23 protein-coding genes are annotated in these 26,543 nt (G+C 75.0%); 9 read left to right on the forward strand and 14 right to left on the reverse strand.

All coding sequences use genetic code 11. The features are described from left to right. Nucleotides 1-64 precede the first annotated feature (64 nt). The 6 genes from ACRB68_RS29340 (at nt 65) to ACRB68_RS29365 (ending at nt 9,554) form a co-directional block, all read left to right on the forward strand. Entirely contained in the window at nt 65-1,282 is a 1,218-nt protein-coding gene (locus tag ACRB68_RS29340) for a LeuA family protein (RefSeq protein WP_153538257.1), read from the forward strand. Nucleotides 1,283-1,318: 36 nt separating this feature from the next. Beyond that, nucleotides 1,319-2,674 (forward strand): SWIM zinc finger family protein, encoded by a 1,356-nt coding sequence (locus tag ACRB68_RS29345; protein WP_153538259.1) that lies wholly within the window; start codon nt 1,319-1,321, stop codon nt 2,672-2,674. After that, nucleotides 2,671-5,031, forward strand: a complete 2,361-nt coding sequence (locus ACRB68_RS29350) for a DUF6493 family protein (protein ID WP_153538261.1) — start codon at nt 2,671-2,673, stop codon at nt 5,029-5,031. Before ACRB68_RS29345 ends, ACRB68_RS29350 begins: the two co-directional genes overlap by 4 nt. Continuing rightward, nucleotides 5,028-7,550: a DUF6493 family protein gene (locus ACRB68_RS29355; protein WP_153538263.1), complete on the forward strand. Its 2,523-nt coding sequence runs from the start codon at nt 5,028-5,030 to the stop codon at nt 7,548-7,550. Before ACRB68_RS29350 ends, ACRB68_RS29355 begins: the two co-directional genes overlap by 4 nt. A 195-nt stretch (nt 7,551-7,745) precedes the next feature. After that, a complete protein-coding gene (locus ACRB68_RS29360; protein ID WP_328594931.1) occupies nt 7,746-8,981 on the forward strand; it encodes an MFS transporter in 1,236 nt (411 codons plus the stop codon). A 24-nt stretch (nt 8,982-9,005) separates the two neighbouring features. Beyond that, nucleotides 9,006-9,554, forward strand: a complete 549-nt coding sequence (locus ACRB68_RS29365) for a methylated-DNA--[protein]-cysteine S-methyltransferase (RefSeq protein ID WP_153538265.1) — start codon at nt 9,006-9,008, stop codon at nt 9,552-9,554. 6 nt (nt 9,555-9,560) lie between these two features. Here ACRB68_RS29365 and ACRB68_RS29370 read toward each other — a convergent pair whose 3' ends face one another. The 6 genes from ACRB68_RS29370 to ACRB68_RS29395 all read right to left on the reverse strand — a co-directional run bounded on the left by ACRB68_RS29370 (nt 9,561) and on the right by ACRB68_RS29395 (nt 14,641). Next, nucleotides 9,561-10,517, reverse strand: coding sequence for a glycine betaine ABC transporter substrate-binding protein (locus ACRB68_RS29370; RefSeq protein WP_153538267.1), 957 nt, complete (start codon nt 10,515-10,517; stop codon nt 9,561-9,563). 21 nt (nt 10,518-10,538) lie between these two features. Beyond that, entirely contained in the window at nt 10,539-11,294 is a 756-nt protein-coding gene (locus tag ACRB68_RS29375; protein ID WP_153538269.1) for an ABC transporter permease, read from the reverse strand. Beyond that, entirely contained in the window at nt 11,291-12,253 is a 963-nt protein-coding gene (locus ACRB68_RS29380; RefSeq protein ID WP_235960398.1) for an ABC transporter ATP-binding protein, read from the reverse strand. The genes ACRB68_RS29375 and ACRB68_RS29380 overlap by 4 nt, the downstream gene beginning before the upstream one ends. Then, the gene (locus ACRB68_RS29385) at nt 12,250-12,894 is read right to left on the reverse strand and encodes an ABC transporter permease (protein WP_153538271.1); all 645 of its coding nucleotides are present in this window, start codon (nt 12,892-12,894) and stop codon (nt 12,250-12,252) included. Before ACRB68_RS29385 ends, ACRB68_RS29380 begins: the two co-directional genes overlap by 4 nt. Before the next feature lie 65 nt (nt 12,895-12,959). Further along, nucleotides 12,960-13,628 carry an ABC transporter ATP-binding protein gene (locus ACRB68_RS29390; RefSeq protein ID WP_153538273.1) on the reverse strand — a complete coding sequence of 223 codons (669 nt, stop codon included), beginning with the start codon at nt 13,626-13,628 and terminating at the stop codon, nt 12,960-12,962. Next, on the reverse strand, nt 13,625-14,641 hold the full coding sequence (locus ACRB68_RS29395; protein ID WP_153538275.1) for an FtsX-like permease family protein: 1,017 nt from the start codon (nt 14,639-14,641) through the stop codon (nt 13,625-13,627). The genes ACRB68_RS29390 and ACRB68_RS29395 overlap by 4 nt, the downstream gene beginning before the upstream one ends. Nucleotides 14,642-14,743: 102 nt before the next feature. Here ACRB68_RS29395 and ACRB68_RS29400 point away from each other — a divergent pair, with 102 nt between their 5' ends. Further along, a complete protein-coding gene (locus ACRB68_RS29400; RefSeq protein ID WP_328594932.1) occupies nt 14,744-15,331 on the forward strand; it encodes a TetR/AcrR family transcriptional regulator in 588 nt (195 codons plus the stop codon). Here ACRB68_RS29400 and ACRB68_RS29405 read toward each other — a convergent pair. Further along, nucleotides 15,328-15,711, reverse strand: coding sequence for a winged helix-turn-helix transcriptional regulator (locus ACRB68_RS29405; RefSeq protein ID WP_328594933.1), 384 nt, complete (start codon nt 15,709-15,711; stop codon nt 15,328-15,330). The two genes, ACRB68_RS29400 and ACRB68_RS29405, sit on opposite strands and share 4 nt — an antisense overlap. A 90-nt stretch (nt 15,712-15,801) precedes the next feature. On the opposite strand from ACRB68_RS29405, the gene ACRB68_RS29410 reads away from it, so the two are divergent. Then, nucleotides 15,802-17,115: an FAD-binding oxidoreductase gene (locus ACRB68_RS29410; RefSeq protein ID WP_153538277.1), complete on the forward strand. Its 1,314-nt coding sequence runs from the start codon at nt 15,802-15,804 to the stop codon at nt 17,113-17,115. A gap of 27 nt (nt 17,116-17,142) precedes the next feature. Here ACRB68_RS29410 and ACRB68_RS29415 read toward each other — a convergent pair whose 3' ends face one another. The 6 genes from ACRB68_RS29415 to ACRB68_RS29440 form a co-directional block, all read right to left on the reverse strand. Beyond that, the gene (locus ACRB68_RS29415) at nt 17,143-18,048 is read right to left on the reverse strand and encodes an oxidoreductase (RefSeq protein WP_153538279.1); all 906 of its coding nucleotides are present in this window, start codon (nt 18,046-18,048) and stop codon (nt 17,143-17,145) included. 118 nt (nt 18,049-18,166) lie between these two features. After that, nucleotides 18,167-18,655 (reverse strand): glutathione peroxidase, encoded by a 489-nt coding sequence (locus ACRB68_RS29420; protein WP_153538281.1) that lies wholly within the window; start codon nt 18,653-18,655, stop codon nt 18,167-18,169. Nucleotides 18,656-18,726: 71 nt separating this feature from the next. Next, nucleotides 18,727-18,915 carry a hypothetical protein gene (locus ACRB68_RS29425; protein ID WP_153538283.1) on the reverse strand — a complete coding sequence of 63 codons (189 nt, stop codon included), beginning with the start codon at nt 18,913-18,915 and terminating at the stop codon, nt 18,727-18,729. Between the two features lie 147 nt (nt 18,916-19,062). After that, complete coding sequence (locus ACRB68_RS29430; protein ID WP_153538285.1) at nt 19,063-19,218, reverse strand: hypothetical protein; 156 nt, start codon at nt 19,216-19,218, stop codon at nt 19,063-19,065. 138 nt (nt 19,219-19,356) lie between these two features. After that, nucleotides 19,357-19,656 (reverse strand): hypothetical protein, encoded by a 300-nt coding sequence (locus ACRB68_RS29435; protein WP_153538287.1) that lies wholly within the window; start codon nt 19,654-19,656, stop codon nt 19,357-19,359. Nucleotides 19,657-19,709: 53 nt separating this feature from the next. Then, nucleotides 19,710-20,786 carry an LCP family protein gene (locus ACRB68_RS29440; protein WP_328594934.1) on the reverse strand — a complete coding sequence of 359 codons (1,077 nt, stop codon included), beginning with the start codon at nt 20,784-20,786 and terminating at the stop codon, nt 19,710-19,712. Nucleotides 20,787-20,993: 207 nt separating this feature from the next. Here ACRB68_RS29440 and ACRB68_RS29445 point away from each other — a divergent pair, with 207 nt between their 5' ends. After that, entirely contained in the window at nt 20,994-22,913 is a 1,920-nt protein-coding gene (locus tag ACRB68_RS29445) for an ABC transporter ATP-binding protein (protein WP_153538291.1), read from the forward strand. On the opposite strand, the gene ACRB68_RS42630 is transcribed toward ACRB68_RS29445, so the two are convergent. Then, on the reverse strand, nt 22,910-26,464 hold the full coding sequence (locus ACRB68_RS42630) for an AAA family ATPase (RefSeq protein WP_153538293.1): 3,555 nt from the start codon (nt 26,462-26,464) through the stop codon (nt 22,910-22,912). The genes ACRB68_RS29445 and ACRB68_RS42630 overlap by 4 nt on opposite strands. Nucleotides 26,465-26,543: the final 79 nt, after the last annotated feature.

Raw genomic sequence — 26,543 nt, forward strand, 5'->3', positions numbered from 1 at the left:
GCCCTCACTCACATTGATTTTCGTCAATATTGATACATGTAGACGGCAGTGTCAATCTGTGGGCATGCCTCAGATTCACTTCCTGGATGTGACCAACCGCGACGGCGTCCAGACGGCCCGGACCGGCCTGTCGAAGTTCGGCAAGACGATGGTGAACCTCTACCTCGGCAAACTCGGCGTCGCGCAGTCGGAGATCGGCTTCCCGTTCCTGTTCCACGAGGTCCCCTACGTCCGCGCGCAGGTCGCGCTGGCCGAGGCGGGCGCGTTCGGCGGCCTGCGGCTGTCGGGCTGGTGCCGGGGCGTCGCCGCCGACGTGGAGAAGGCCGTCCCGCTCGGCCTGGCGCACTACAACCTGTCGATCTCCACGTCCGACTACATGATCGCCAACAAGTTCCGGGGGCGGCTGGACCGCGACGCCATCGTCCGCGAGACCGTCGCCGCGGTCCGGGCCGCCAAGGCGGGCGGCGCCAAGACCGTCGGGGTGAACGCCGAGGACGGCTCGCGCACCGACGACGGCTTCCTCACCGAGTTCGCGCTCGCCGCCAAGGAGGCGGGCGCCGACCGCGTCCGTTACTGCGACACGATCGGCGGCGACACCCCCGACCGCATCCGCGAGCGGTTCGCCAAGCTCGCCTCGGCCGTCGGGATGCCGGTGGAGACGCACTGCCACAACGACCTCGGCATGGCCGTCGCGAACTCGGTGTCGGGGGCGCTCGGCGACCTGGAGGCCGGGCAGGACGCCTGGATCAACACCTGTATCAACGGCGTCGGGGAACGGGCAGGCAATGCCGACCTGTTGTCGTGCATCCTGGCCTTCCGGCACGGGTTCGGGCTGGACGCCGAGATCGGCGATCCGATCGACCTGACATGGGCGCGGCGGTTCGCGCTGTGGGCGTCGTACGCGTTCGGCCAGCCGCTCCCGCGCAACCAGGTCGGCGTCGGCGCGAACGCGTTCGCGCACGAGTCGGGCATCCACGCCGACGGCGCGCTGAAGGACCACGGCAACTACGAGCTCTACGACGAGCGGACGCTCGGCCCGTTCCCTGCCGACCGGCACGACCGGCCGGGCCGGGTCGTGCTCACCGGCGAGTACGGCGGCAAGGCGGGCTTCCGGCACGTCATGGACGGCCTCGGCATCGAGCCGGTGGACGAGGAACTGGCGTTCAGGCTCGTCCAGCTCTGCAACGCCCAGACCGGCCGCCCGCTGACCGACGACGAGCTGCGCCTCATCGGCGGCTATCCGCGCGAGCTGGCGCTGCTCTTCCCCGGTCAGCTGAATTGATCGGTTTTGTCGGGCCCGTCCTCTAGCTTCTCCGCCATGGCGACGACGGCGAGCCCTGCACAGGGCTACAGCTACCCGCGTCCTTCGGGACTGTCCGGCGGGCTTCTCGGCCTGTCCACCTCCGGCGGCACCACCCTCGCCGGGCCGAAAGCGCACCCGCACTTCTTCAGCGGGCTGCTGACCGAGGCGGCGCCGGCCGCGGCGGCGCTGCTCGGGCTCGCCGACGTCGCGCGGACGCGGTACTTCCAGCCGCGGCCGACCGGGTTCCGCGACCCGGTCGTCACCTGCAACGGCGACCGGCTGCGGCTGGAGTCGTTCTCGGCGTGCGGCGGGGTGTACGCCCGGCTGGACGTCCTGCAGCAGGCCCTGGACGGCGAGGTGCACGAGCGCGGCACCACCAACGTCGACGTCAACGGCCCGCTGCGCGAGGCGCTCGCCCGCGTCGGCGGCGCCGACCCGCTGCACCTGGCGGTCGGCGCCGAGGAACTGGTCGTCACGACCGGCGACGGCGCGGTGGTGGAGAAGAAGGTGCCGCTGCCCGACCGGTGGCTGCGCGGCTTCGCCGAGGTGCAGGTGATCACCGCCGGGTTCGACCCGCGCGCCGAGCTGTCCGCGCCAGAGGCGGTGCGGTTCCTGCGCGGCCTGCCGGGGCGGTCGCGCGGGCCGCTCTGGGCGGTTCCGGCCGGACAGATGATGCGCCTGGGCGCGCGTCCGGTCCCCGGCGCGGTGTGCCTGGCCGGGCCGGAGCGGCTGCGCACGATGCTGCCGCTGCTGCGCTTCGCCAAGGCGCTGCGCGCCTACGGGCCGCCGGTGGAGGCGCGCAGCGGCCCGATGTCCAGCGTGTGGGAGCTGGAGCTGCCGGGGATGCGCTACGTCCTCGCGCTGTCGCCCGAGAACAACCGGGGCTTCTCGGGCGAGGGCGCGGTGCTGGACGCGCTCGCCGGCGACGACGTCGCGGCCGACGCCGACCTGCTCGGGGCGCTGCTGGCGTTCGAGCCGCGCGTCGAGCCGGACCTGCTGGCCGAGCGCGCGGGCCTGGACGCCGCGCGCACCCGCGCCGCGCTCACCTGGCTCGGCACGTCGGGGCGGGTCGGTTTCGACGCCGCCGAGGCCGCGTTCTTCCACCGCGAGCTGCCCTACGACCCGGCGCGGGTCGCGGCGCTGAACCCGCGGCTGCGGTCGGCGCGGGAGCTGACGGACGCGGTCCGCTTCACCGCGCCCGACGCGGCGGTCGTCCTCAGCAACGGTCAGGAGCGGCAGGTGCGCTTCGTCGACGGCAAGGAGTACTGCACCTGCCCGTGGTGGATGGACTACCGGGGCGAACGCGGGCCATGCAAGCACGTCCTCGCGGCACGGATGGTGCGGGACGCGGAGAAGGAGACGGCCCGATGAGCCTCTGGGACGACGTGCGCGAGGCCATCGACAAGGGCGACGCGAACGCGGTGGCCTCCTTCGTCGCGAACGCGGACGAGGACGCGCGCAAGACCGTCGCCAAAGAGCTGCCCGGCCACCTGAAGAGCCTGCGGCTCAACGGCGCGGGGCACCAGATCCTGCCGCTGCGCGTCGCCGGGGCCGCGTGCATCCCCGGCGCGGCGGGTGTCGCGTCCTGGCTCACCCGCCGTGACCTGCGCGTCTTCTGGCTGCAGCGCACCACCCTGCTCACGCACGTCCTGCTCGTCACCCGGCTCCTCGCGCGCCGCCCCGAAGGGTGGCAGGCCGACGCCGGGCGGCGCATCGCGGCGCGGCTGCGGGTCACCGACCAGCTCCGCTGGAGCCGCGACGAGGCGAACTGGCGCATCGCCGCCGTCCTCACCCGCAGCGCGGGCGCCCCGACGCCCCGTGCCGAGGGCTTCGTCATCGGCTGGCTGCAGAGCACCGAGCCGGGCGAGCTCGCCGCCGACCCGTTCCTGGACGACCTGCTGCCGTCGCTGTTCGAGATCACCGCCGCCGGGCGGGCCCTGGAAGGCCGCGACGACTGGGCGCGCGCGCTGTGCGGGCTGGCGGAGGCGGGCCGCGTCGACCGGGCCGTCCTGCTGGACGGCTGCGTGCGCCGCTTCCTGCTCGGCGGCGAGCTGCGCGACCTGCGCTGGTACGCCGACCTGTACCAGGCCCTCGCCACCACCGGCGAAGAGGCGGCGGCCCGGGTCCGCGACCATCTGCGGCTGCTGCCGGCCGCGCCGGGCCGCGTCGCGGAGCTGGCGTTCGCCGAGGTGCGCCGGACACCCGGCCTGGACGACGCCGACCTCGCCGACGCCGCCGGCGCGCTGCTGTTCCGGCCGGAGAAGAAGCTCGTGCGGGCCGCGCTCGGATGGCTGGACCGCAGCGCCCGCACCCGCCCCGACGCCGCCCTGTCCGCTCTCCTCCCCGCGTTCGGCCTGGAGGCCCTGGACCTGCGTGAACGCGCCGCCGCGATCGCGGCCAAGCACGCCGCGCGGGCCGGGGAGGCCGTCCAGGAGGCCCTGCGCGAGGCGACGGCCCCCGTCCCGGCGACGGCGCCCGCGCCGGTCGCGCCGTCGTGGACGCCGCCCGCCGCCGTCCAGCCGATCGCCTCCCTGGCGGAGCTGGAGGCCGAGCTCATGGTGTCGCTGCACGACTATGAGCAGGAGGCGGCCGTGCTGGAGCGGACGCTGAGCGGCCTGGTCGAGTTCGCGTTCCACGAGCGCGCCGAGACCATCGAGACGCTGCGGCGGATCGTCTCCGGCACGCAACGCTGGTGGCTCGACTACACCTGGCCGGGCATCGCCGCGCGGAGCCTGCTGTTCCCCGGTACGGCCGAGGCCCGCGCGGCGTACTTCAGCCGTAGCTCCGTTCCGCCCAACGTCTTCCTCTACCGGCGCTACACCGAGATCGTCGGGCTCGTCGGCAAGGTGCCGGTGCTGCTGGCGACGCCCACACGGGCGAGCGGCCACATCGACCCCGACGTGCTCGCCGCCCGCCGCAAGCGGTACGAGCAGGCGGGCGTCGAGCCGGGCCCGGCCGACCTGGAGCAGGCGCTGCTGCGCCTGCCGCGCGACGCCGCCGGGATCGTCCCCGACCCGGCGGTGGTCTGCACGCCGTACAAGGGCGCGATCCGGGCCCGGATCACCCCGGCCGGCGACGCGGGCGGGCCGCTGTTCACCACCCAGCCGATGTGGCTGCGCATCGACTTCGCCGGCCCGGTCGACGGGTGGGCGGCGCTGCTGCCCTCGCACCGCGAGGTGATCGCCGCGCACCTGCTGCCCTGGCTGCCGCACTGGTTCGACGAGGCCAACGGGCAGGGCGGCGTGCTGCTCGCCCTCGCCGAGGCCGACGGCCCGGTCGGCCCGGCGCTGAACAGCGCCCTCGCCCACGGCCTGAACACCCGCGAGGCGCGGGAGCGGTCGGGCGCCGTGGACGCCCTGCTCACGCTGCGCGCCCGCGACCAGCTGGACGGCGGCGACCTCGGCACGGCCCTCGCCGCCCTCGCCGGGACCGGCGAGCTGAAGGTGAACCGGATCGCGTCCGGCCTCGGCGACGCCGCCCGCTCCGGCGCGCCCGCCGAGGTCTTCGCCGCCGCGGCCGGGCTGCTGCCCGTGCTCTGGCCCGCGCCGGGCGAGCGCGTCGCGACGGGCCTGCCCGACCTGATCGCGGTCGCCGCCGAGACGGCGGAGACGACCGGCGCCCGCGCCGGGATCCCGGGCCTGGCGGACGTCGCCGGGCGCGGCGGGGCGTCCCGCCTGGTCCGCGAGGCCGCCCGCCTCAACGGCCTGCTGAACGGAGAGCGCCGATGAAGGTGCTGGACCTGGTCAAGAGCGGGGACACCGAGGCCGTCGCCGACGCCGTCCTCGCCCTCGACGCCGCCGGGCGCAAGGAGGTCGCGGCGCGGCTGCCCGGTCTGCCGGAGGAGATGACCGCCGAGAGCGGATGGGGTTGGCTGCACGGCGGGCAGACACCGGCGCTGCTGGTCGCGGGCGCGGGCACGATCGGCGGCGCGGCGGCGGTGGCGTCCTGGCTCGGCCACCGCGACCTGCAGGTGATACCGACCGGCGGCTGGACGTCGCTGACCGGCCCGCTCCAGCGGGTCCTGGCGGCCCGGCCCGCGCAGTGGCGGACCGATCTGGTCGACCGCCTGGCCGCCCGCTTCACGCCCGGTGCCCCGCCGTGGCAGCAGCCGGCCGCCTGGCAGATCACCGCGGCGCTGGTCCGCGCGGACGGCGGGCCGGTCCCGCTGAACGACGGCTTCGTCCTCGGCTGGACCATCCGGGACCAGGGACGCCTCCCGCTCGCCGACGACCCGTTCCTGGACGCCATGCTCCCCCGGTTGTTCGAGGTGGACGGCGTCGGAAGAACGTTCGCGGGCAATGGGCGCCTCCGGGACTGGCAGGGCAGCTGGGACGGGGAGCTGGCGCGGCTCGCCGCCGCGGGCCGCATCAGGCGTGCAGCGCTGCTGGACGGGTGCCTTTCCCGGTTCCTGCGCGGCGGCACACCCCATGACCTGCGCTTCTTCGTCAAGCTGCACGTCCGGCTGGAGCCGACCGCGCAGGAGGCGGCCGAACGGGTCCGCGACTACGTCCGGCTGCTGCCCGCCGCGCCGCCGGGCGTCGCCGAACTGGCGCTGCGCGCGGTCCGCCAGGTGGACGAGGCCGGCGCGCTGGAGACGTCCCTGTTCGCCGAGGCCGCCGGGGCGCTGCTGTTCCGCCCCGAGAAGAAACTGGTCAACGCCGCGCTGGGCTGGCTCGACCGCGCCGCGCGCGGCCGTGAGGACGCCGTGCTGGGCGCGCTCACCGTCGCGTTCGGGCACGAGAGCCTGGATGCGCAGGAACGGGCCGCGCGGATCGTGGTCAAGCACGCCGCTCGCGCCGGCGCGGAGACCCGCGCAGCCGTCCGGGACGCGGCCGGGGCACTGCCGGCCACCGCCCGCGAGCAGATCGCCGCGGCGATCGGCCAGGTCGCGGCGGTGAGCACGGCACTTCCCGCGCTGCCCCCCGCGCCCGTGCCGAGCGAACTGCCGCCGCCCATCTCCTCGGTCGCCGAACTGGCCGCCGAGGTCACCGCGCAGTTGCACGGCGGCACGTGGGCGGGCGGCGAGCGCGTCCTCGCGGGCCTGGCCGCCTTCGCCCACCGCGAGCCCGCCGCCACCCGCGAGGCCGTGCGGAAGGTGATCGCGGACACCGCGCCCTGGCTGGCGGACCGCCGCAGCGGCCTCAACGAAGATCCCGGCACCTGGATCGGCACCGCGCTGCAAGCGCTGGTCCCGCCCCGGGAGGAGGCGCGTCCCCGGCCCTTCCCGCACCGCGACCTGGGGCCCGGCCCGTGCCGCGCGCTGATCAAGCGCATGCGCGAGATCGCCGGCCTGCTCGGCGAGGCGCCGGTCCTTCTCGCGACGCCGACGCTGTCCACCGGCCACCTCGCCCCCGACGTCCTGCTGGAGCGCCTCTCCCTCCTGGAGAAGGCGGGCGCCGAGCCGGGCGCGCTCGATCTGGAGCAGGCCCTCCTCCGCCTGCCGCGCGAGATCGACCCCGCCACCGCCGACCGGTTCCGCGGCCTCGCCTCCCCCGCCGGACGCGCCGCGGCGGAATGGCTGGCCTCGGGTTGCCTGCCGGACCCGCAGGTCACCCTCGTCGGCAGGGGCGACGCTCCAGAGGAGCACCGGCTCTTCCCGGCCATCACGACGGCCGCCCCGCCGGCACCGGGCAGCCTGGTCGATGATCTGTTCGGTCATCTGCAGCGGACGTATTTCGACCTGACCACCATCGGCTGGTGGCCGTCGTTGCTGCCGTCGCACCGCGAGGTGATCGCGGCGCAGATCCTGCTCTCGCTGCCGATGTACGTCGACGACCGGTCCGGGCAGGGCGCGCTCGCCACCGCGCTCGCCGAGGCGGACGGCCCGGCCGGCGCCGCGACGGCCGCCGTGCTCGCCCTCACCCTCGGCTCCCGGCACACCGAGGAGCGCAACGGCGCGGTCGACGCGCTGCTCATCCTCGCCGCACGCGGCGCCCTGCCCGCCGCCGAGCTCGGCACGGCCATCGCCGACCGGGAGCAGCTCATGCTGAACCGGCTGGCCGGGCCGCTCGGGCAGGCCGTGGACGCGGGCGCCGCGGCGGAGGTCCTGACGGCCCTCGCCGCCGCGCTCCCCCGGCTGCTGGCCCGGCCTGCCACCGGCCTGCCCGACCTGCTTTCCGTGGCCACCCGCGCCGCCGGGATGATCGGGCATCGCCCCGACATCCCAGGCCTCGCCGAGGTCGCCGCACGCGGCGGCTCGTCCCGGCTGGTGCGGGAGGCACGCCGCCTGAAGGAGGCACTGGCGTGACCGGACGGGGCGGCTCATTCCGGCCGGTGCAGGAGGCGCGCCGCTGAAGGAGGCACTGGTGTGAAGGGGTGGGCCGGTGTCCGCGCGCTCCCCGAGGGCGGGTGGTCTCGGCCGCTCGCGGGGGTCATACCCCTCATCCGTATACTGCCCTGGCATATCGCCTATCTCGGTAGATCGGGGTCAATGATGACGCTCGTGGAGGATGTCCCCGGGACGGGCCGGCACCCGGCCCAGCGCCGGGTGCTCGCGGTGCTGACCGCCACCCAGGTGCTCGGCGGCGTCGGCGTCGCCACCGGCGTCGCGATCAGCACGCTGGCCGCGGCGACGCTGTCGGGCTCGGACGCGGTCGGCGGCCTCGCGCAGACCAGCGCCGTCGCGGGCGCGGGCGTGCTCGCGGTGCCGATGGCGCGCGCCGCCGCCCGCCGCGGCCGCCGCGCCGCGCTCGCCCTCGCCTACGGCGCGGGCACCCTCGGCGCGCTCGTCGCCGCCGCGGCGGCCGTCCTGGACGCCTGGCCGCTGCTGCTCGCCGGCCTGTTCCTGTTCGGCGGCGGCGCCGCCGGCGGCCTCGCCGCCCGCTACGCCGCGACCGACCTGTCGGACCCGCGGCACTCCGCCCGGGACCTGTCGGTCGTGGTGTGGGCCACCACGGTCGGCTCGATCGCGGGCCCGAACCTGGCGCACCCGGCCGACGAGGCGGGCCGCGCCCTCGGCCTCGCCGCCTGGGCCGGCCCGTACGCGCTCGCCGCCCTCGCCTTCGGCCTCGCCCTGCTCGGCGTCCTCGCCCTGCTGCGGCCCGACCCGCTGCACCTGTCCGGCGGCACCGTCGCCCGCCCCTCCCCCGGCGGCGGCTGGCCGGTGCTGCGCGCCACGCCCCGGGCCCGCCTCGCGGTCGCCTCCATCGTGGTCAGCCACGTGGTGATGGTGTCGGTGATGACGATGACGCCGGTCCACCTCAACCACGGGCACGCGAGCCTGACGATCGTCGGCGTCGTCATCTCGCTGCACATCACCGGGATGTACGCGCTGTCGCCGCTGCCGGGCTGGCTCGCCGACCGCTTCGGCCGCATCCCGGTCGTCCTGGCCGGGATGGCCCTGCTCGCCGCCGCGTCCGGGCTCGCCGCGCTGTCGTCGCCGCACCAGGTGGCCCGGCTGACGATCGCGCTGGTGCTGCTCGGCCTCGGCTGGTCGTTCGGCCTGGTCGGCGGCTCGGCGCTGCTCACCGAGTCGGTCCCGCAGCACGACCGGCCCGCCGTCCAGGGCCTGTCGGACCTGATGATGAACGGCGCCGCCGCGCTCGGCGGCCTGGCCGCGGGCGCGATCGTCACGGCCCTGTCCTACGCCGCGCTCGCCACGATCGCGGTCGGCGTCGTCGCCCCGATGGCGGCCGCGCTGCTGCTGTCGGCCCGCGCCCCGCAACCGTCCGAGGGGTAGCGGGGTTGTAGGAGTATGGAGCCGATGAACGAGACCGTCGCGTTCGGCGCGACCGACACGCCGCTCGGCCGCCTCCTGGTCGCCGTCACCGGGGCCGGCGTCGCCTGGCTGGCCTTCGCCGACACCCCGAAGGAGCGCGCGCGGGCGGTCGCGGCGCTCGGGCTGCCCGTGGTGGACGACCCGGCCCGCACCGCCCCCGCCCTCGCCGCGATCGGCGCGTACTTCACCGGCGCGGCCCGCACGTTCGGCGTGCCGGTCGACTGGCGGCTGTACTCGCCGCTGCAGAGGCAGGTCCTGGCCACGCTCTACGAGACCGTCCCCTACGGGTCGCTCGTCACCTACGGCGAGATCGGCGCGCGCAGCGCCGCGGGCGTCCCGCCGCAGGTCATCGGCCAGGTGATGGGCAGCAACCCGATCCCGCTGATCGTGCCGTGCCACCGGGTGGTGTCGTCGACGGGGCTCGGCGGCTACAGCGGCGGCTCGGGCGTGGAGGTCAAGCGCTGGCTGCTCACCCTGGAGGGCGCCGTCCCGGCCACCCTCGACTGGGACCCCGCCCAGGGCCCCCTGTCCTGACCCGGCTCACTTGCCGATGAAGCCCTTGGACTGGAGCCAGGCCTGGGCGACGTCGGAGGCCTCCTTGCCCTTGATGTCGACCTGGCCGTTCAGGTCCTGCAGGACCTGGTCGGTCAAGGCCGCCGCGACCGGGTCGATGATCTTCTGGATGGCGGGGTGGGCCCGGTGGACCTCGTCGCGGAGTGTCAGTGCCGGGTTGTAGACAGGGAAGAACTTCTTGTCGTCGGCGATGGGGGTGAGGCCGAGCGCCTTGATCCGGCCGTCCGTGGTGGTCGTCATGCCGAACGTGCAGGGCCTGCGCTTGCCGATCGCGTCGTAGATCGCGCCCTCGGCGAGCGTCGCCACCTGCTGCTTGGGCAGCGTGAACCCGTACGCCTTCTGCAGGCCGGGCCAGCCGTCGCTGCGCCCGGCGAACTCGCTCGCCACGCAGGTGGCCGCCTTGGCCGGGTCGGTGCGCGCCAGCCGCGCGTAGTCCGAGAGGGTCTTGACGCCCAGTTCCTGCGCGGCGGTCGTCTTCGCCGCGATCGCGTAGGTGTCGTTGGCCGGCGCGGCGGCGAGCCACTTCACCTTGTTCTTGGCCAGGTCCTGCTCGGCCGCGGCGCGGTACTGCTCAGCGGGGTCGCCGATCGGCCTGGTGTTCTTCAGGTAGTTGATCCAGGCCGTCCCGGTGTACTCCCAGTACATGTCGATGCTGCCGGACGTCAGCGCCGTGCGGGTGGTGTTGCTGCCCTGCAGCCCGCACTTCTCCTTCACCGTCGCGCCCGCTGAGCGCAGCGCGAGCGCGGTGATCTGGCAGAGGACGAGCTGCTCGGTGAACTCCTTCGAGCCGACGGTGAGGGAGGCGCCCTTCAGCGAGTTGCCCTTGGCGAGGCTGCCCCCCTTCGCGTCCGTGCCGGACTGGCTGAAGCACCCGGCGGTCAGGGTCAGGGCCGCGGCGGTCGCGGCGATCGGGAGCAGGCGCATGATGGGACTCTCCTCAGGTGGTCAGACTCCGCGGGGGCGCAGGAAGTGCTCGGCGAGGCCGACGAGCCAGTCGGCGGCCATCGCCAGCACGGCGGTCAGGACGCTGCCGGTGAGCAGGACGGGGGTGCGGTTCAGCGCGATCCCGGTGTTGATGAGGTCGCCGAGCCCGCCGGCGTTGGTGAACGCGGCCAGGGTCGCGCTGCCCACGTTGAGGATCACCGCGACCCGGACGCTGGCGAAGATCACCGGGACGGCCAGCGGCAGCTCGACGCGGAACAGCACCCCGGCCTTGGACAGCCCGATGCCCCGCCCCGCCTCGATGAGGGAGTGGTCCACCCCCTGCAGCCCGACCATCGTGTTGCGCAGCACCGGCAGCGCCGACACCAGGACCAGCGCGACCACCGCGGGCCGGAACCCGATGCCGACGGTGACGGCGAGCAGCACCAGCACCCCGATGGACGGGACGGCCTGGCCGGCGTTGGCCAGGGCCAGGAAGGGCGCCGCCAGCCGGCGCAGCCGCGGCCGGGTGAGCAGCACGCCGAGCGGGATCGCGATCGCCAGCACCAGCACCGTCGACACCGCGACCAGCTCGATGTGCTCGACGAACCGCTGCCGGATGACGTGGCCGCCGACCGCGCGCCGCTCGATCTCGTCCAGGTCGCGTCCCCGCAGGTAGACCAGCAGCGCCGCGCACGCCAGCAGCAGGAACACCGGTGTCGCCAGCAGCCCGGCGATCGAGCGGCCGTCCCGTTCGGCGGGGATCGCGGAGACGCTCATGCCGGGGTCTCCCGGACGATCGCCGCCCATGACAGCGATCCGAGCGGCCGCCCGTCGCCGTCGGCGACCAGCGCGCGTTCCCGGCCGGACCGCAGCATCGTGTCCAGCGCCTCGTAGAGGCTCTGCTCGGCCTGCACCTCCGGCCAGCCCGCGTGGTCGCCGCCGAGCGGTTCCAGCTCGATCGACCCGGCCGCCACCAGCCGGAGCCGGCGCATCGCCGCGCCCGCCCCGACGAACTCGGCGACGAAGTCGTCGGCCGGCTCGCCGAGGATCGCCGCCGGGGTGTCGTACTGGACGAGCCGGGCGCCCTGCCCGAGGATCGCGATCCGGTCGCCGAGCTTCAGCGCCTCGGTGAGGTCGTGCGTGACCAGGACGATCGTCTTGCCGATCCGCGCCTGCAGCTCCAGGAACGCGTCCTGCAGCCGCTCGCGCGTGATCGGGTCGATGGCGCCGAACGGCTCGTCCATGAGCAGCGCCGGCGGGTCGGCGGCCAGCGCCCGCGCGACGCCGACCCGCTGCTGCTGCCCGCCCGACAGCTCCTTGGGGTAGCGGCGGCGGTAGGTGCCGGGGTCGAGGCCGACCAGGTCGAGCAGCTCGTCCACCCGCGCCCGGATCTTCTTCTTGTCCCAGCCGAGCGTGCGCGGGATCAGCCCGATGTTGTCGGCGATCGTCATGTGCGGGAACAGGCCGACCTGCTGGATGACGTAGCCGATGCGGCGCCGCAGCCGGTCGGGGTCGGCGCGGGTGACGTCCTCGCCGTCCAGGAAGATCCGCCCCGACGTCGGCTCGATCAGCCGGTTGATCAGCCGCAGCGTGGTGGTCTTGCCGCAGCCCGACGGCCCGAGCAGCACGGCGGTCTCACCGGCCCGGACGCCGAGGGTGAGGCCGCCGACCGCGGGGGCGTCCGTGCCGGGGTAGCGCTTGGTCACCCCGTCCAGGCGGATCATCTCGTCGGTCATCGCAGCCCCTTGGAGGTGGTCAGTCGTGCCAGCAGGACGAACGCCAGGTCCAGCAGCAGCGCGAGCAGCGCCACCCCCAGCGTGCCGGCGACGGTGTCGTTGAGGGCGTTGGCGCCGCCGATCCGGGCCAGCCCCTGGAAGATCAGCTCGCCGAGCCCGGGGCCGGCCACCGCCGCCGCGATGGCCGCGATCGCCACCGTCATGATCGTGGCGACCCGCACCCCGGTGAGCACCACGGGCCACGCCAGCGGCAGCCGGACCCGCACCAGCCAGCCCGCCGCGCCGAGCCCCATGCCGCGCGCCGCCTCCTCGACCGCGCCCGGCACCGACTCCAGCCCGGTGATGGTGTTGCGCAGGATGGGGAACACCGCGTACAGCGCCAGCGCGGTGATCGTCGGCGCGAGGCCGAGCCCGAACAGCGGGATGAGCAGCCCGAACAGCGCCAGCGACGGGACCGTCAGCATCGTCCCGGCCACCCCGAGCGCCACCTGGCTCGCCCGCGGCCGCCCCTGCACCGCGATCCCGAGGCCGATGCCGAGCACCGCCGCGACCGCCACCGCGATCAGCACGACCTCGGCGTGCTCGGCCGTCATCTGCAGGATCCGCGGCCACCGCTCGGCGAGGTACTCGCTGAAGCTCATACCTGAGAATCTGCCCAGGGGTGATCGTCAAAACAAGGCCTGGGCGCGATCTTCCGCGGCGGCTGTCAGCCGGTGAGCACTCCGTCCTCGATGGCGAGGGTGCGGCCGGCCAGGTCCAGGGAGCGCTCGTCATGGGTGGCGACCAGGACGGCGGCGCCGGTGTCGCGGGCGTGCGCGGCCAGCAGTTCCATGACGGCGCGGCCCCGCGCGCGGTCCAGGCTCGCGGTGGGCTCGTCGGCCAGCAGCACCGGCGCGCCGGTGTAGAGGGCCTGCGCGACGCAGGCGCGCTGGCGTTCGCCGCCCGACAGCCGGTCCGGGTAGCGGCCGGCCTTGCCGGCCAGGTCGACGGCGGCGAGCAGGCGGGCGGCGTCCCGCTGGTCGGCGGCGGTCGGCCGGTGGCCGGTGACGACGCGGCGGGCGATCAGGTTCTCCTGGACCGTCAGGTACGGGATCAGCGCGCCGGCCTGCAGGATGTAGGCGACCTGGCGGGCGATCCGGTCCAGCCGCTGCCCGGTCATGTCCGCGCCGAGCAGGGAGACCTCGCCGGCGGTCGGCTTCAGCAGGCCGCCCGCGACGGCGAGCAGGGTCGTCTTGCCCGACCCGCTCGGGCCGAGCAGGGCGACCAGCTCGCCCCGGTCCAAGGTGAGGTCGACGCCGTGCAGGACCTCGGCGTCGCCGTAGGAGTGGCGGACGCCGCGCAGGGCGAGGGGGGCGGTGGCGAGCGCGGCGGTCATGCGTTCCTCCCGAGGGACAGCAGCGGGTCGACGGTGAGCAGGCGGCGCAGCGAGCCGGCCGAGGCGCCGAGCGCGAGGGCGGCCAGCAGGGCGGCCGACAGCGCGGCGGACCGGCCGGGCAGCGAGAAGGTCCCGGCGGGCATCGCGGCGCCGATGGCGAGGACGGCGGCGAAGCCGAGCAGCACGCCGAGCGCGGTCGTCGCGGCGACCTGGAGCAGGTAGGAGCCGACCAGCAGGCGGGCGCGGGCGCCGGTGGCGCGCAGCACCGCCAGGGTCGCCTCCTTCTGCATGGTGAAGATCCAGAAGACGGTGCCGATGAGCAGCGCGGCGACCGCCAGCAGGAAGCCGCGGATCATGGTGACGGTGCCGGTCTCGGCGGCGTAGCCGGGGACGGCCTCGATGGCGGCGTCCTTGGTGACGGCCTCGGTGCCCGGGACGGCGGCGGCGATCGCCTTCGCCGCGGCGGCGGGGTCGCGGGCGTCCACCAGGTAGACGCCGGCGTCTGGCCTGGCGGGCTGGGTCCTCCGCCACACCTCCAGCGGCACCCGGGCGACGGCGGTGTGCTGCACCGAGCCGAGGTCGGCGAACCCCGCGACGCGGACCCGCACGCCGCCGGGCTGCAGGGTGAGCGTGTCCCCCACGCGCGCCTTCAAGGTCCGGTCCAGGACGATCCCGCCGGCACGGGTGTCCACGCCCATGAGCGCGACCGGCAGGCCGCCGGCCTGCGCCATCGACTGGCCGAGCGGGCGGACGGCGGTCACCCCCGGCACCGCGGCGATCTTCGCGGCGGCCGACTCCGGCAGCGCGCTGCGCGAGACCGTCTTCTCCGCGCCGGCCGAGTAGACCACGACCTGGCCGGGCAGCCGCTGGAGCCCCGACACGCCCGCCTCGCCGAGCCCGACCGCGAGGCCGGTCAGCATGAACACCAGGAAGGCGACGAGCCCGACGAGCACGGCGGTCAGCCCGAAGCGCACGCGCCCGTGACGGATCTCCCGCCAGGCGAGGAACCACATATGACGGCCTTCCTTGTTTCCGACAGTGTGTAGGCAAAGATACCTACGGCCTGTCGGAATGCCAAGTTACCGACAGCCTGTCGGAAAACGTAGAATGGGCGGGTGCCGAAGATCAGCGAGCCCACCGTCGCCGAGCACCGCGCCCGCCAGCTGAGGACGCTGCTCGACGCCGCGCGCGCCCTCGTGGCCGAGGAGGGCATCGAGGCGCTGTCGCTGGCGGCGCTCGCCCGCCGCGTCGGCCTGTCCCGGCCGAGCCTGTACGAGTACTTCCGCTCCCGCGACGACCTGGTCGCCGCGATCGTGGAGGAGGAGCTGCCGCGCTGGGCGGAGCTGACCGAGCGCGCCCTCAGCGGACCGGCCGACCTGGTCGGCAAGATCGAGGCCTACGTCCGGGCGCAGCTGGTGGTGATGACCGACGGGCGGCACGCCGCCGCCGTCGCGCTGGTGGAGCACGCCCTCGCCGAGCCCGCCCGCGAGCGCATCCGCGACGGGCACGCGATGCTGATGAAGCCGCTGGTCACCGCGCTGGCCGAGGCCGGGGTGCCCGATCCGGGGCTGCGCGCCGAGCTGGTGCAGGGCGTGGTGGACGCCGCCGCCGGCGCGGCGCAGCGCCGCCCCGGCCGGGCCGAGGCCGTCATCGAGGCGGCCGTCGCCCAGGCCGTGCACGGCCTCGGCGGCGGGGCCTCCTAGCGGTCCGCCGCGGGCCCGCCGGACTGCACGTGGCGGGTGCCCCAGGTGACCAGGGGGCCGATGGCCGCCATGAACTCGGCGCCCTGGAGCGTCGGGCGGTAGAGGATCTGGACCGGGGTCGTCGGGACCACCTCGCGCTCCAGGAGGCCGAGCTCCTCCAGCTCCTTCAGCCGCGCCGACAGGAGCCGGTCGGAGATGCCCGGGACCATGCGGCGGTAGTCGCGGAACCGGCGGGCGCCGCGGTTGGCGGCCAGCAGGACGGCGCCCGTCCAGCGCCGGCCGACGAGCTCGAGCAGGCGCTGGTAGGCCTGGCAGGTGCCCAGGTCGAGATCGGGGACGGCGGCGGCCTCGTCGAGGGTGCGCTGATCCGGTGAAAGCACTTACCTAAAGTAAGTTGCTACCCGCCGGATGGGCAAGGCGGACCGCGCTCACCAGACTTGACCCATGATTCACCGGCGCACGGCGGAAAGATGACCACCGCGGCGGCGGCCTTCGCCGCGCCGCCCGAGCTGGCGGGCCGGGTCGTGGAGCCCGGCCATCCGCGCTACCGGCTGCTGCGCTCGACCTACACCCGGGTCGGGAGCCCCGCCGCCGTGGTGCTCGCGCGCGACGCCCGCGACGCCGCCGCCGCGCTGGCGGCCGCCCAGGACCAGGGCCTGGCCCTCACGGTGCGCAGCGGCGGCCACGCGATGTCGGGCCGGTCCACCAACGACGGCGGCGTGGTGCTGGACCTGTCGGGCATGAACGGCGTCGAGGTCCTGGACCGCGCGGCGGGGCTGGTGCGGCTCGGGCCGGGCGCCCGCTGGGGCGCGGTCGCCGAGCGGCTCGCCCGGGACGGGCTGGCGATCAGCTCCGGCGACCACGGCAACGTGGCGGTGGGCGGCCTGGCCACCGGCGGCGGGATCGGCTGGCTCGTCCGCCGGTACGGGCTCACCGTCGACAACGTCCGCGCCGCCGAGGTGGTGCTCGCCGACGGCACGCAGGTGCGCGCGGACGAGCGCCGCCACCGGGACCTGTTCTGGGCCGTGCGCGGGGCGGGCGCCGGCGTGGGCGTCGTGACGTCGGTCGAGATCGAGGCGATGCCGCTGCGCCGGATCGGCGTCGTGGAGATGGCGTTCGAGGCCAAGGCCGACGGGAAGGCGCTGGTCCGCTGGGCCGCCGCCATGGCCGCCTCGCCCCGGGAGGTCACCACCGGCGCGTTCCTGGCCCGCGACGGGAGCCGCGCCGTGCTCGTGGTGACCGCCGCCGTCGCCGCCGACGACCCCGAGGCGGTGCGCGCGGCCCTGCGGCCCCTGCTGTCGGGCCCGCGGCCGCTCCAGGCCAAGGCGCGGATGGCCCCCTACACCGCCCTCGTGTCCACCGCGCACGAGCACCGCAACGCCGGGCAGCAGCGCGCGTCCAGCACCAGCGCGCTGCTGCCGGAGATGACGCCGGAGGCGGCCCGCGCGCTGATGCGCGCCGCGCGGGTCCTGCCCGGGGCGATGGTGCACCTGCGCTGGATCGGCGGCGCGCCGAACGACGTCGCGGCGGACGCCACGGCGTTCGCGCACCGCGACGCCAAGGTCTTCGCCAGCCCGCTGTTCCCGCCGCCCGGCACCTGGGACGACCTCAGGCGGGCCTGGGAGCCGGTCTGGGCGCACGGCCCCGGCTCGTACGTGAACTTCGAGAGCACCACGGGCGCCGACGCGTTCGACCGCTCCTACCCCGGCGCCACCGGGGCGCGGGTGAAGGAGCTGTGGCGCCGCTACGACCCCGGCGGGGTCTTCCGCCCCCTGCCGATCTGATCGCTCCCGGCGGAGGGCGGCGCGCCGTCACGCCGGGTCGTAGGCGACGCCGGTCAGGTCCTCCGACAGGGTCCACAGCCGGCGGCCCGTCTCGGGGCGGCCCGCCTGGCCCGGCATGATGGCCTTGGCGGGCGTGCCCCGGTAGCCGAGCAGGCGCGGCCCGTAGCAGGCGCCGCCCTCGGCGGCCGGCGCGGTCGCGGCGTACAGGGTCGGCAGCGCGCCCATCGCGGCCGACTGCGCGACCAGCGCGTTGGCGGCGGCGTTCAGCCGGTCCTGCAGGGCGCTGCCGGCCATCTTCGGGCCCGCCTGCTGCAGGTTGGTCGCGGCGTATCCGGGATGGGCGGCGTTGCTGGTCAGGCCGGCGTAGCGGCGGTCCAGTTCCTTGGCGAAGACCAGGTTGGCGAGCTTGGACCAGCCGTAGGCGCCCCACTTGCGGTAGCCGCGCTCCCAGTTGGGGTCGTCGAAGCGCGGCCGCCCCATCCAGGCGGCCATGCTGGTGACGGTGACGACGCGGGGCGCGGCGGCCGAGCGCAGCGCGGGCAGCAGCAGGCCGGTCAGCGCGAAGTGCCCGAGGTGGTTGGTGCCGAACTGCATCTCGAAGCCGTCGGCGGTGGTGCGGTGCGGCAGCGCCATGACGCCGGCGTTGTTGACCAGCAGGTCCAGCGGCCCGTCGCCGTGCCGCTTGGCGAACTCGCGGACCGACGCCAGGTCGGCCAGGTCCAGCGAGGCCAGGGTGATGTCGCCGTCCGGGACGGCCGCGGTCATCTTGCCGAGGGCGTGCCGCCCGCGCTCGGCGCTGCGGCAGGCCAGCACCACCGCGGCGCCGTGCCGGGCCAGCTGCAGCGCGGTGTGGTAGCCGATGCCGCTGTTGGCGCCGGTTACGATGGCCCGCTTCCCGTGCAGATCAGGGATGTCGGACGCCGTCCAGCCCATGGGGCACCTCCACGTCATATCGCGTTGCGACAAAGCTAGACGCGGTGTCAACCGGCGACAAGCCGGGTGCACGGCGTGTGACGCACACCGCACACCCGGCCGCCGCACGGGCCGGGGATCAGGCCGGCAGGGCCTTCTCGATGGCGGCGACGACCTCGTCCGACTCCGGCTCGGCCTGCGGCGCGAAGCGCGCGGCGACCGTGCCGTCGGGGGCGATGAGGAACTTCTCGAAGTTCCACCGGATGTCGCCGGTGTGCCCTTCGACGTCGGGGACGCCGACGAGCTCTCGGTAGAGGGGGTGCCGGCCCTCCCCGTTGACCTCCACCTTCTCGGTCATCGGGAAGGTCACGCCGTAGGTCGTCGAGCAGAACTGCTCGATCTCCTGCGCCGTTCCCGGCTCCTGCCCCATGAACTGGTTGCAGGGCACGCCGAGGACGGTGAAACCGCGCTCGGCGTACCGCTTCTGCAGGTTCTCGAGACCCTCGTACTGCGGGGTCAGGCCGCACCTGGAGGCGACGTTGACGACGAGCACGGCCTTGCCCCGGTACTGCCCTAGGTCCGCGGACCCGGTCCGCAGTCCTGCGATCTCTACGTCGAAGACAGACATGTGGCCGATCCTAGAAGATCGGCGCACCGCCGCCCCGCCGTGTGCACCGCCGGCGCCGCGCCGGCCCCGGCTCAGGTCCCCAGATCACTCACGAACACCGAAAGCGACTTGCCCGCGTTGCCGAGCTGGTCGAACGCGTTGTTCACCACCTGAGCCGCGGCCCGGGGGGAGGTGAGCAAGTAGAAGATGACGAAGGCGATGGCCACATAGCGGAGGTTCTTCTTCATCCGAACGCCGTCCCTGTTGTAGCGCAGCGACACACTGACCCGATCAGATTGTGCCCATCTGCTCCGACCCGCAAAGCGGGATTTTACTGTGACCAAGGGGCTAGCGGACGCTGACGGCCTATCGGGAACGACAGAGCCCCGTACCCGGATTCCGGGCACGGGGCGGGCGGCGTTCCCGGGTCAGGGAATGGCGCTCACGAACTGCGACATCGACTCGGCCGCGGTGCCGAGCCCGCCCAGTCCGCTGTTGACCAGGCTGGCGGCCCCTTCGGGCCTGCTGATCACGTACCAGACGACAAACGCGATCGCGCCGAGCTTCAAGTGCTTCTTGTTCACGTCCCCCACCTTCCGCGGTCACTCGCCTACACAGAGTGATTCCCCAGGCTGGGAGGGCATAGACCAACGCGGCACAAAAACCCGGCCAGGCGACCCCGCCGAAACGGGGCCGCCGGGACATCTCCGCTGGTGGGGCGGTCAGTCCGCCTTGGGCATGCCGTGCTCGGTGAGATAGCTCACATACATGGGCCGCAGCGCCTCACCGAGGTCCCCTTCGCCCGCATTGCGGAACTCCTCCAGCAGGGACAGGCCGTGGAACATGTCGAACTCGGCGCGGTCGACCTCCCCCACGGCGGCGGCCGCGGCGGGGATGGCGCGCAGCAGGTCCCACAGGAAGCGGGCGTCGTGCCGCTCCTTGGCCCGCTTCACCGCCGCGTCGTGCAGTTCGGCGGTCGGCAGGTTGTCCAGTTCGTCCGCCCCGGCTTTCACATCGGTCATGTCCTGGTCTCTAACCAGGCGAACGCGCCCTAATCGCGACGAGCGCGGCGGGCTCACTTGGTGACGGCGCTCCGCGGGACGGGCTGGTCGTCCTTCAGCGCGCCGAACAGCTGCCCGGCCAGGGTGCGGTTCCAGGTGATGTAGGCGCCGGCGACCGGCGAGGACCCGGCGCCGCCGATCGGGACGGTGGTGGTGACGCCGTCCCCGCCGGTGACGCCGCGCATCGCCCACATCATCCGGGCCAGGTCGTACAGGTGGTCGCCGTCGTCGACCAGGAAGTTGGAGGTGGCGTTCATCGCCAGCGGGATGCTCGCCATCGGGTTCAGCAGCGTCCCGGGGCTGGTGGACTTCTTCATCAGCGCGCCGAAGAACTGCCGCTGGTGCTCCACCCGGTCCAGGTCGGCGCGGGCCGAGGCGCGGGTGCGCACGTAGCCGAGCGCCTTCCCGCCGTCCAGCGTCTGGCAGCCCGGCTGCAGGTCCAGGCCCGCCTTGGGGTCCTTCATCGGCTTCTTGACGCAGATGTCGACGCCGCCGATCGCGTCGACCACCCCGACGAACCCGCCGAAGCCGATCTCGGCGTAGTGGTCGATGTGCACGCCGGTGGCGCCCTCCAGCGTCCGCACCAGCAGCTTCGGGCCGCCGAAGGCGAACGCGGCGTTCAGCTTGTTGGAGCCGTGGCCGGGGATCGGCAGGTAGGAGTCGCGCGGCAGGCTGACCAGGGTGGTGCCGCCCGCGCCGTAGTGCAGCAGCATCATCGAGTCGGTGCGGCGCCCGGCGGCCTTGCCGGTGGCGAGCTTGTGCCGCTGCTCGCGGGTGAGGCCAGCGCGGCTGTCGGAGCCGACGATCAGCCAGTTGGTGCCGGGGGTGTCGGCGACCCGGCCGGCGTAGTCGACGAGCACCTGCTCGCGCTTCAGCCGCGCGTCGAAGAAGAAGTAGCCGCCGACGATCAGGACCAGCACGAGCGCCAGCAGCCCGCCGACCACTTTCGGCCAGCGCCGGCCGTGCGGCCGCCGGACCCGGCCGCCGGGCGGCGGGCCCTGCCGGTACGGGTCGCCGTACCCGTGGAGCTGGTCGCCCTGGCGGGCGTAGGGGTCCTCCTCGGGAACAGGAGCCGGCCTGCTGCGCGCCACGCGCATCTCCTCCTCGGGGCCTGGGAGCCAGACCCGGTATCGGTACTGCCGTCGACCTTAGACAAGGCCGGCGCCTGCTCGCGTCGGCCCCCCGCATGAATCAGGGGCAGGGCATCGTCACCCTCACATGTGACGTTCTCCCCTGACGGCCTCCTCCTACCGATGCACACTGCCCCTGGGGTCGTACGCATCGGAGAGGGGCGGCGGATGAGGCTGCGGCGCAGGAAAAGGCAACGGGAGAAACCGGCCGATCCGTTCCCCGAACTGGTCGCCCACACCTGGACGGCCCGCAGCGGGGAGCTCGCCGAGACCGGCATGCGGGTGATGGCCCGGCAACTGCCGTCGGTGGTCGCCCGGGCCGCCGGCCTGGCCTGGCGGGCCAGCCGCGCCGACACGTGCGTGACGGTCGGCTGCAACCTGCTCGCCGGGGTGTTCACCGCGTTCGGGCTGCTCGCCACGACCGGGGTGCTCACCGCGCTGTTCAGCGCCGGGCCGACGCCCGACCGGGTGCGCGCGGCGCTGCCGTCGCTGGTGCTGGTCGCGGTCGCCGCCGCGCTGCGCGCCGGGCTGCAGGCCGCCGCCGGGTGGTCGCAGTCGCGGCTGCAGCCGCAGGTGACGCGGCTGGTGGAGCTGCGGCTGTACGAGCTGACCACGGCCGTCGAGCTGGCCGCGCTCGACGACCCCGACTTCCTGGACGACCTGAAGCGCGCCCAGGGGCCGGGCATGGCGGCGGCGCCCCTCGTCGTGCGGACCGCCGTGGACGTCCTCACCGGCGCCGTCGGCATGTTCGCCGCGGCGGGCACCCTCGGCGTCCTGCACCCGCTGCTGCTGCCCCTGCTGCTGCTGACGGCGCTGCCGGAGGGCTGGGCGTCGGTGCGGTCGGCGCGGATGCGGTACCTGGTCGAGCTCGCGGTGGTCGGCGTGGTCCGCCGCAAGTGGATCCTGTCGGACCTGATGGCGGACCGGCGGCACGCCGCCGAGGTCCGCTCGTTCACCATGCGCGGCTTCCTGCTCGGCGAGTACGACCGGCTCGCCGCCTACCAGCGCGGCGTGGAGCTCGATCTCGCGCGCCGCCAGACGATCGTGCGGGTCACCGGCGACCTGCTCCAGGGGGTGGCGTCGGCGGGCGTGTACGTCGCGCTCGGCCTCATGCTGTGGAGCGGCGCGGTGCCGCTCGCGGTGGCCGGCACCGCCGTGCTGGCGATCCGCGCCGGGCAGAGCTCGCTCGCCAATCTGGTCTACGCGGTCAACCAGTGCTACGAGGAGGGCCTGTACTTCGGCGACTACCTGCGGCTGTGCGACAAGGCCGAGGCGCTCGCCCCCGCCCGCCCGGCCGAGACCGCCACCGGCGAGCTGCCCGGCCGGTTCGACGAGATCGCGGTCCATGACGTCACCTTCACCTACCCCGGCGCGGAGAAGCGCTCGCTGAACGGGATCTCGATGACGCTGCGGCGCGGCGAGGTCGTCGCCCTGGTCGGCGAGAACGGCTCGGGCAAGACCACCCTCGCCAAGATCATGGCGGGCCTGTACGACCCCGACGGCGGTGAGGTGCGCTGGGACGGGGTGCCGCTGCGCACCGTCGCGCCCGAGCGGGTGTGGGAGCGGATCGCGGTGATCGCCCAGGAGTACACGCACTGGCCGATGACCGCCGCGCAGAACATCACCATGGGCCGCGGCGGCGGGGACGGGGACGGGGAGGACGGCATGCTCACCGCGGCCCGCGCGGCGGGCGCCGACGAGGTGGTGGCCGACCTGCCGCGCGGCTACCAGACGCTGCTGGACCGCCGGTTCGAGGGCGGCGCGGAGCTGTCGGGCGGCCAGTGGCAGCGGCTGGCGGTCGCCCGCGGCTTCTTCCGCGACGCGCCGCTGCTGATCTGCGACGAGCCGACCGCCGCGCTCGACGCCCGCGCCGAGCACCACCTGTTCGAGCGGATCCGGGCGCACGCCGACGGCCGCACCGTGCTGCTGATCACGCACCGCCTGGCCAGCGTCCGGCACGCCGACCGGATCTACGTGCTGGACGGCGGCAGGGTCATCGAGGAGGGCGACCACGCGAAGCTGATGGCGGCCGGCGGCCTGTACGCCGAGCTGTACTCCCTCCAGGCCGCCGCCTACCACGCCGCTTAGAAGCCGAACTTGCGGGGCGTCCCCCTGGGCGGGGCCGGGGGGACGTCCTCGGGGAGCAGCAGGCGCACCGCGGCCGCCTTGTCGTGCTCGTCGTGCCAGGCGGGCGCCTGGGTGATCCGCAGCCCCTGCCGGGAGATGGCCTCCTCCAGGATGTTGCGGACCAGGCGGGCGTTGCCGAACGTCTCGTCGCGCTTCTCGGCGGCCAGCCGCGCGCGGACCGCGGCGAGCACCCCGTCGCCGAGGACGAAGCCCTTCTCCGCCGTCATCGCCACGAAGATCTCCAGCAGCCGGTCGTCGTCGTAGTCGGGGAAGCGCAGCGTGCGCGGGAACCGGCCGGCCAGGCCCTGGTTGGCGGCCAGGAACCCCTTCATCGGCTCCTCGTACCCGGCGACGATCACCACCAGGTCGGCGCGGTGGCGCTCCATGAGCTGCACCAGCGCGTCGATCGCCTCCTGGCCGAAGTCGCGGCCGCCCGGGTCGCCGGGGGCCAGCGCGTAGGCCTCGTCGATGAACAGCACCCCGCCGAGCGCGCGCTCGACGGCCGCCTGCACCTTCGGCGCGGTCTGCCCGACGTACTCGCCGACGAGCTGGGCGCGGGTCACCTCGACCAGGTGCCCGGAGGCGAGCAGGCCGAGCTCGGCGTAGACGCCGGCCAGCAGCCGCGCCACCGTCGTCTTGGCGGTGCCGGGGTTGCCGACGAACACCATGTGCCGGGCCGGCGCCTGCGCGGGCAGGCCGGCCTCGCGCCGGTCGGGCTCGATGCGGGCGTCGGAGACCAGCCGCTGGATCTCCTCCTTGACCTCCTCCAGCCCGATCAGCCGATCGATCTCGGCGAGCGGGTCGCCGGCCGGCCGCTCGCGGGCCTGCAGCAGCGAGTCGGGGACGTCGGCGAGCAGGATCTCGTCCAGCCGCTCGGTCTCGTCGACGACGCCGTCGGCCAGCACCCGGCGGCCCTGCGCGGCCACCGCCCACTCCAGCAGCCCGGCGACCAGGCGGGCGTTGGCGACGCCGCGCTCGCGCGGCGCGGCGCGCAGCAGCGCCCCGACCTTCTCCGCGACGCCCTCGCCGAGCGCGTACCCGGCCTCGGCGGCGCCGCGCTGGAAGACCTGCACCAGCTCGCCGGCCGACAGGTCGGGGAAGCGGATCATCCGGGGGAACAGCGCGGCGAGGTCGGGGTGGGAGGCCAGCATCCCGTTCAGCTCGGCCTCCGGGCCGGTCAGCACGACCAGCAGGTCGCCGGGGTTGGCGTGCAGCGCGGCGAGCAGCGCGTCGATCACCTCGCGGGCGCGCGCGGGGTCGGCCGGGTCGGTGGCGTGCGCGTCGCGGACGACCAGCACCCCGCCGAGCGCGCGCTGCACGACCCGCCGCACCTTCAGCACGGTGTCGGAGGCGTACTCCCCGAGCAGGTCGGCGCGGTCGGCCTCGACCAGGCGGCCCTCGGGCAGCACGCCGAGCGCGGCGTAGACGCGGCCGACGATCCCGGCGACGGTGCGGCGGCCGGTGCCGGGGTTGCCGGCGAACACCAGGTGGCCGGGCCGGGTGCCGGCCGCGGCCATGCCGGCCTCGCGGCGCAGGTGCACGGCCCTGGCCTCGGCGAACAGCTCCCGCACGGCGCGCTTGACCTGGTCCAGGCCGATCAGGCCGGCCAGCTCGTCCTCGGGGTCGCGGACGCCGCCGGCGGCGTGCTGCGGCAGGTCCGCGGTGGTGATCTCGGCGGCCTCGCTGTCGGCGCGGGTGAGCGCGGTCGCGGCGCACTGCGCGGCGAGCCGGTCGGCCAGGCGCGCGCCGCGCAGGTTGTCCACCGGCGGGGTGCGCGCGAGCAGCCGCCCGGCGGCGGCGGCGACCTCGGCCGAGACCGCCGCGCCGCGCGCGGCGGCGGCGCGGCGGAACAGCTCGGCGAACCCGGTCTCGGTGAAGTCGCGGGTGGCGGCGGTGTCGAACGCCCGCACCAGCGCCGGGTTGGCCTCGAACAGCCGCCGGTCGCCGCCGGGGCGGCAGAGCGCGACGACGTCCAGCGCGGGCGAGCGGGCCAGCAGGCGGCGCAGCTCCTCCGCGGCGGCCGGGCCGCACCGCTCGGCGGCGGCGAGGCGCTCCAGGTCGTCGACGACGAGCAGCAGCCGGCCCTCGACGCACTCGCGGACCCGGGCCTGCAGCCACAGCACCGCGTCGCTGACGGTGAGGGCCGCGAACACCTGGTCGGAGATCCACAGCGCGTCGCGGACGATGCCGCGCTCGGTGAGGACGCGCTGCGCCAGCTCGGCGGCGGTGCCCTTGCCGGTGCCCTCGGGGCCCGCCACCAGCAGCCGGACGGGCCGCTCCCCCGCCAGGCGCGCCGTCAGCGCGTCGTGCAGGGCGGCGGTCAGCTGCGGCTGCTCGACCAGGAACTCCCCCGCCGGCTCCGCGGGCTCCATGGGCTTCGCGGACTCGGGGCGGGGCTGCCCGGAGGCGGGGGCCGGCGCCTCGATGGCGCCCGGGTGCAGGATGCGCCGGTAGGTGAACAGGCGCCGCAGGTCGGCCTGGAAGTGGCGGACCGGCAGCGGGCTGCGCGGGCCGATCGCGGCGTCCGGCAGCCCCTTCACCGCGCCGAGGACGCGGTTGCCGAGGTCCAGCCAGGCGCGGCAGGCGTCGGCCTCCCCCGCGACCAGGCCGCGCGCCAGCCGGTCGCGCACCTCGCGCTGCCAGACCTCGGCGGCGAAGTCCCCGCGCAGCGCGCGCAGCCGCTCCTGCAGCGCGGTGTAGCCGCCGGTGCCGAGCGGGAGGGCCAGCTCGGCGGGCGCGACGGTGACGTCCATGGCGAGCAGCAGCCGGGCGAGGGCCGTCGTGAACGGCTCGTCCTCGCCGAGGGCGGCGGTGAGCCGCCCGTGCGCGGCGGCGAGGCCGGAGCAGGCCCAGCCGAGGTAGGACAGCGGCCCGGCCAGCTCGGGCAGCACCTGGACGGTCGCGTCGGGCAGCCCGGCCGTCCACACCTCGGCGAGCCGGTCGTGCGGGACGGCCAGGTCCTCACGCCGCAGGCCGGGGTCGGCGGCGCGGCGCTCGAACAGCTCCGCCAGCGCGGCGCGGCGCTCCTGCACCGGCTCCAGCCCGGCGAAGACCTCCAGGCACTCGCGGGCCAGCTCGTACATCACCGCGCGGCGCTCGGGGTCGTCGCCGGCGGGCTCGGGCAGCCAGAGGCCCGGCGGCCGCCACCGGCCGCCCTGGGTGAACCAGCCGAGCGGGTCGCGGACGGGTTTCTCGGGGGCGGCCAGGAAGTCGGACAGCACCTCGTAGTCGACGTCGCCGCGCGAGCCGCCGCGCAGCGCGGCCGCGCCGAGCAGGAACGTCAGCTGCGACCACAGCTCGGCGCCGACGGCGGTGGCGCCGCGGCCGTAGAAGTCCGACAGGCGCCGGACGAACACGGCCGCGCGCCGGTCCCGGTCCAGCCCGACGGCCCGGCCGCGCAGCTCCTCGTAAAGGCCGTCCGGAACCCGCCACGGTCCGTGCGCGTACACGTCCAGGACGGGCTCGTCGGTCAGCAGCAGCTCGAGGTGTTCCGGCAGGCGGGGAGCATTCACCGGGAATGTCCTTTTCAGCGAAGGAGCGTCGGCGTACGGGTCTGCCCAGCACCCTATGGCGCGGCCCCGACCGGGCACA

It is taken from the genome of Actinomadura macrotermitis, from assembly GCF_009604375.1.
GTDB classification, from domain to species: Bacteria; Actinomycetota; Actinomycetes; order Streptosporangiales; family Streptosporangiaceae; genus Spirillospora; species Spirillospora macrotermitis.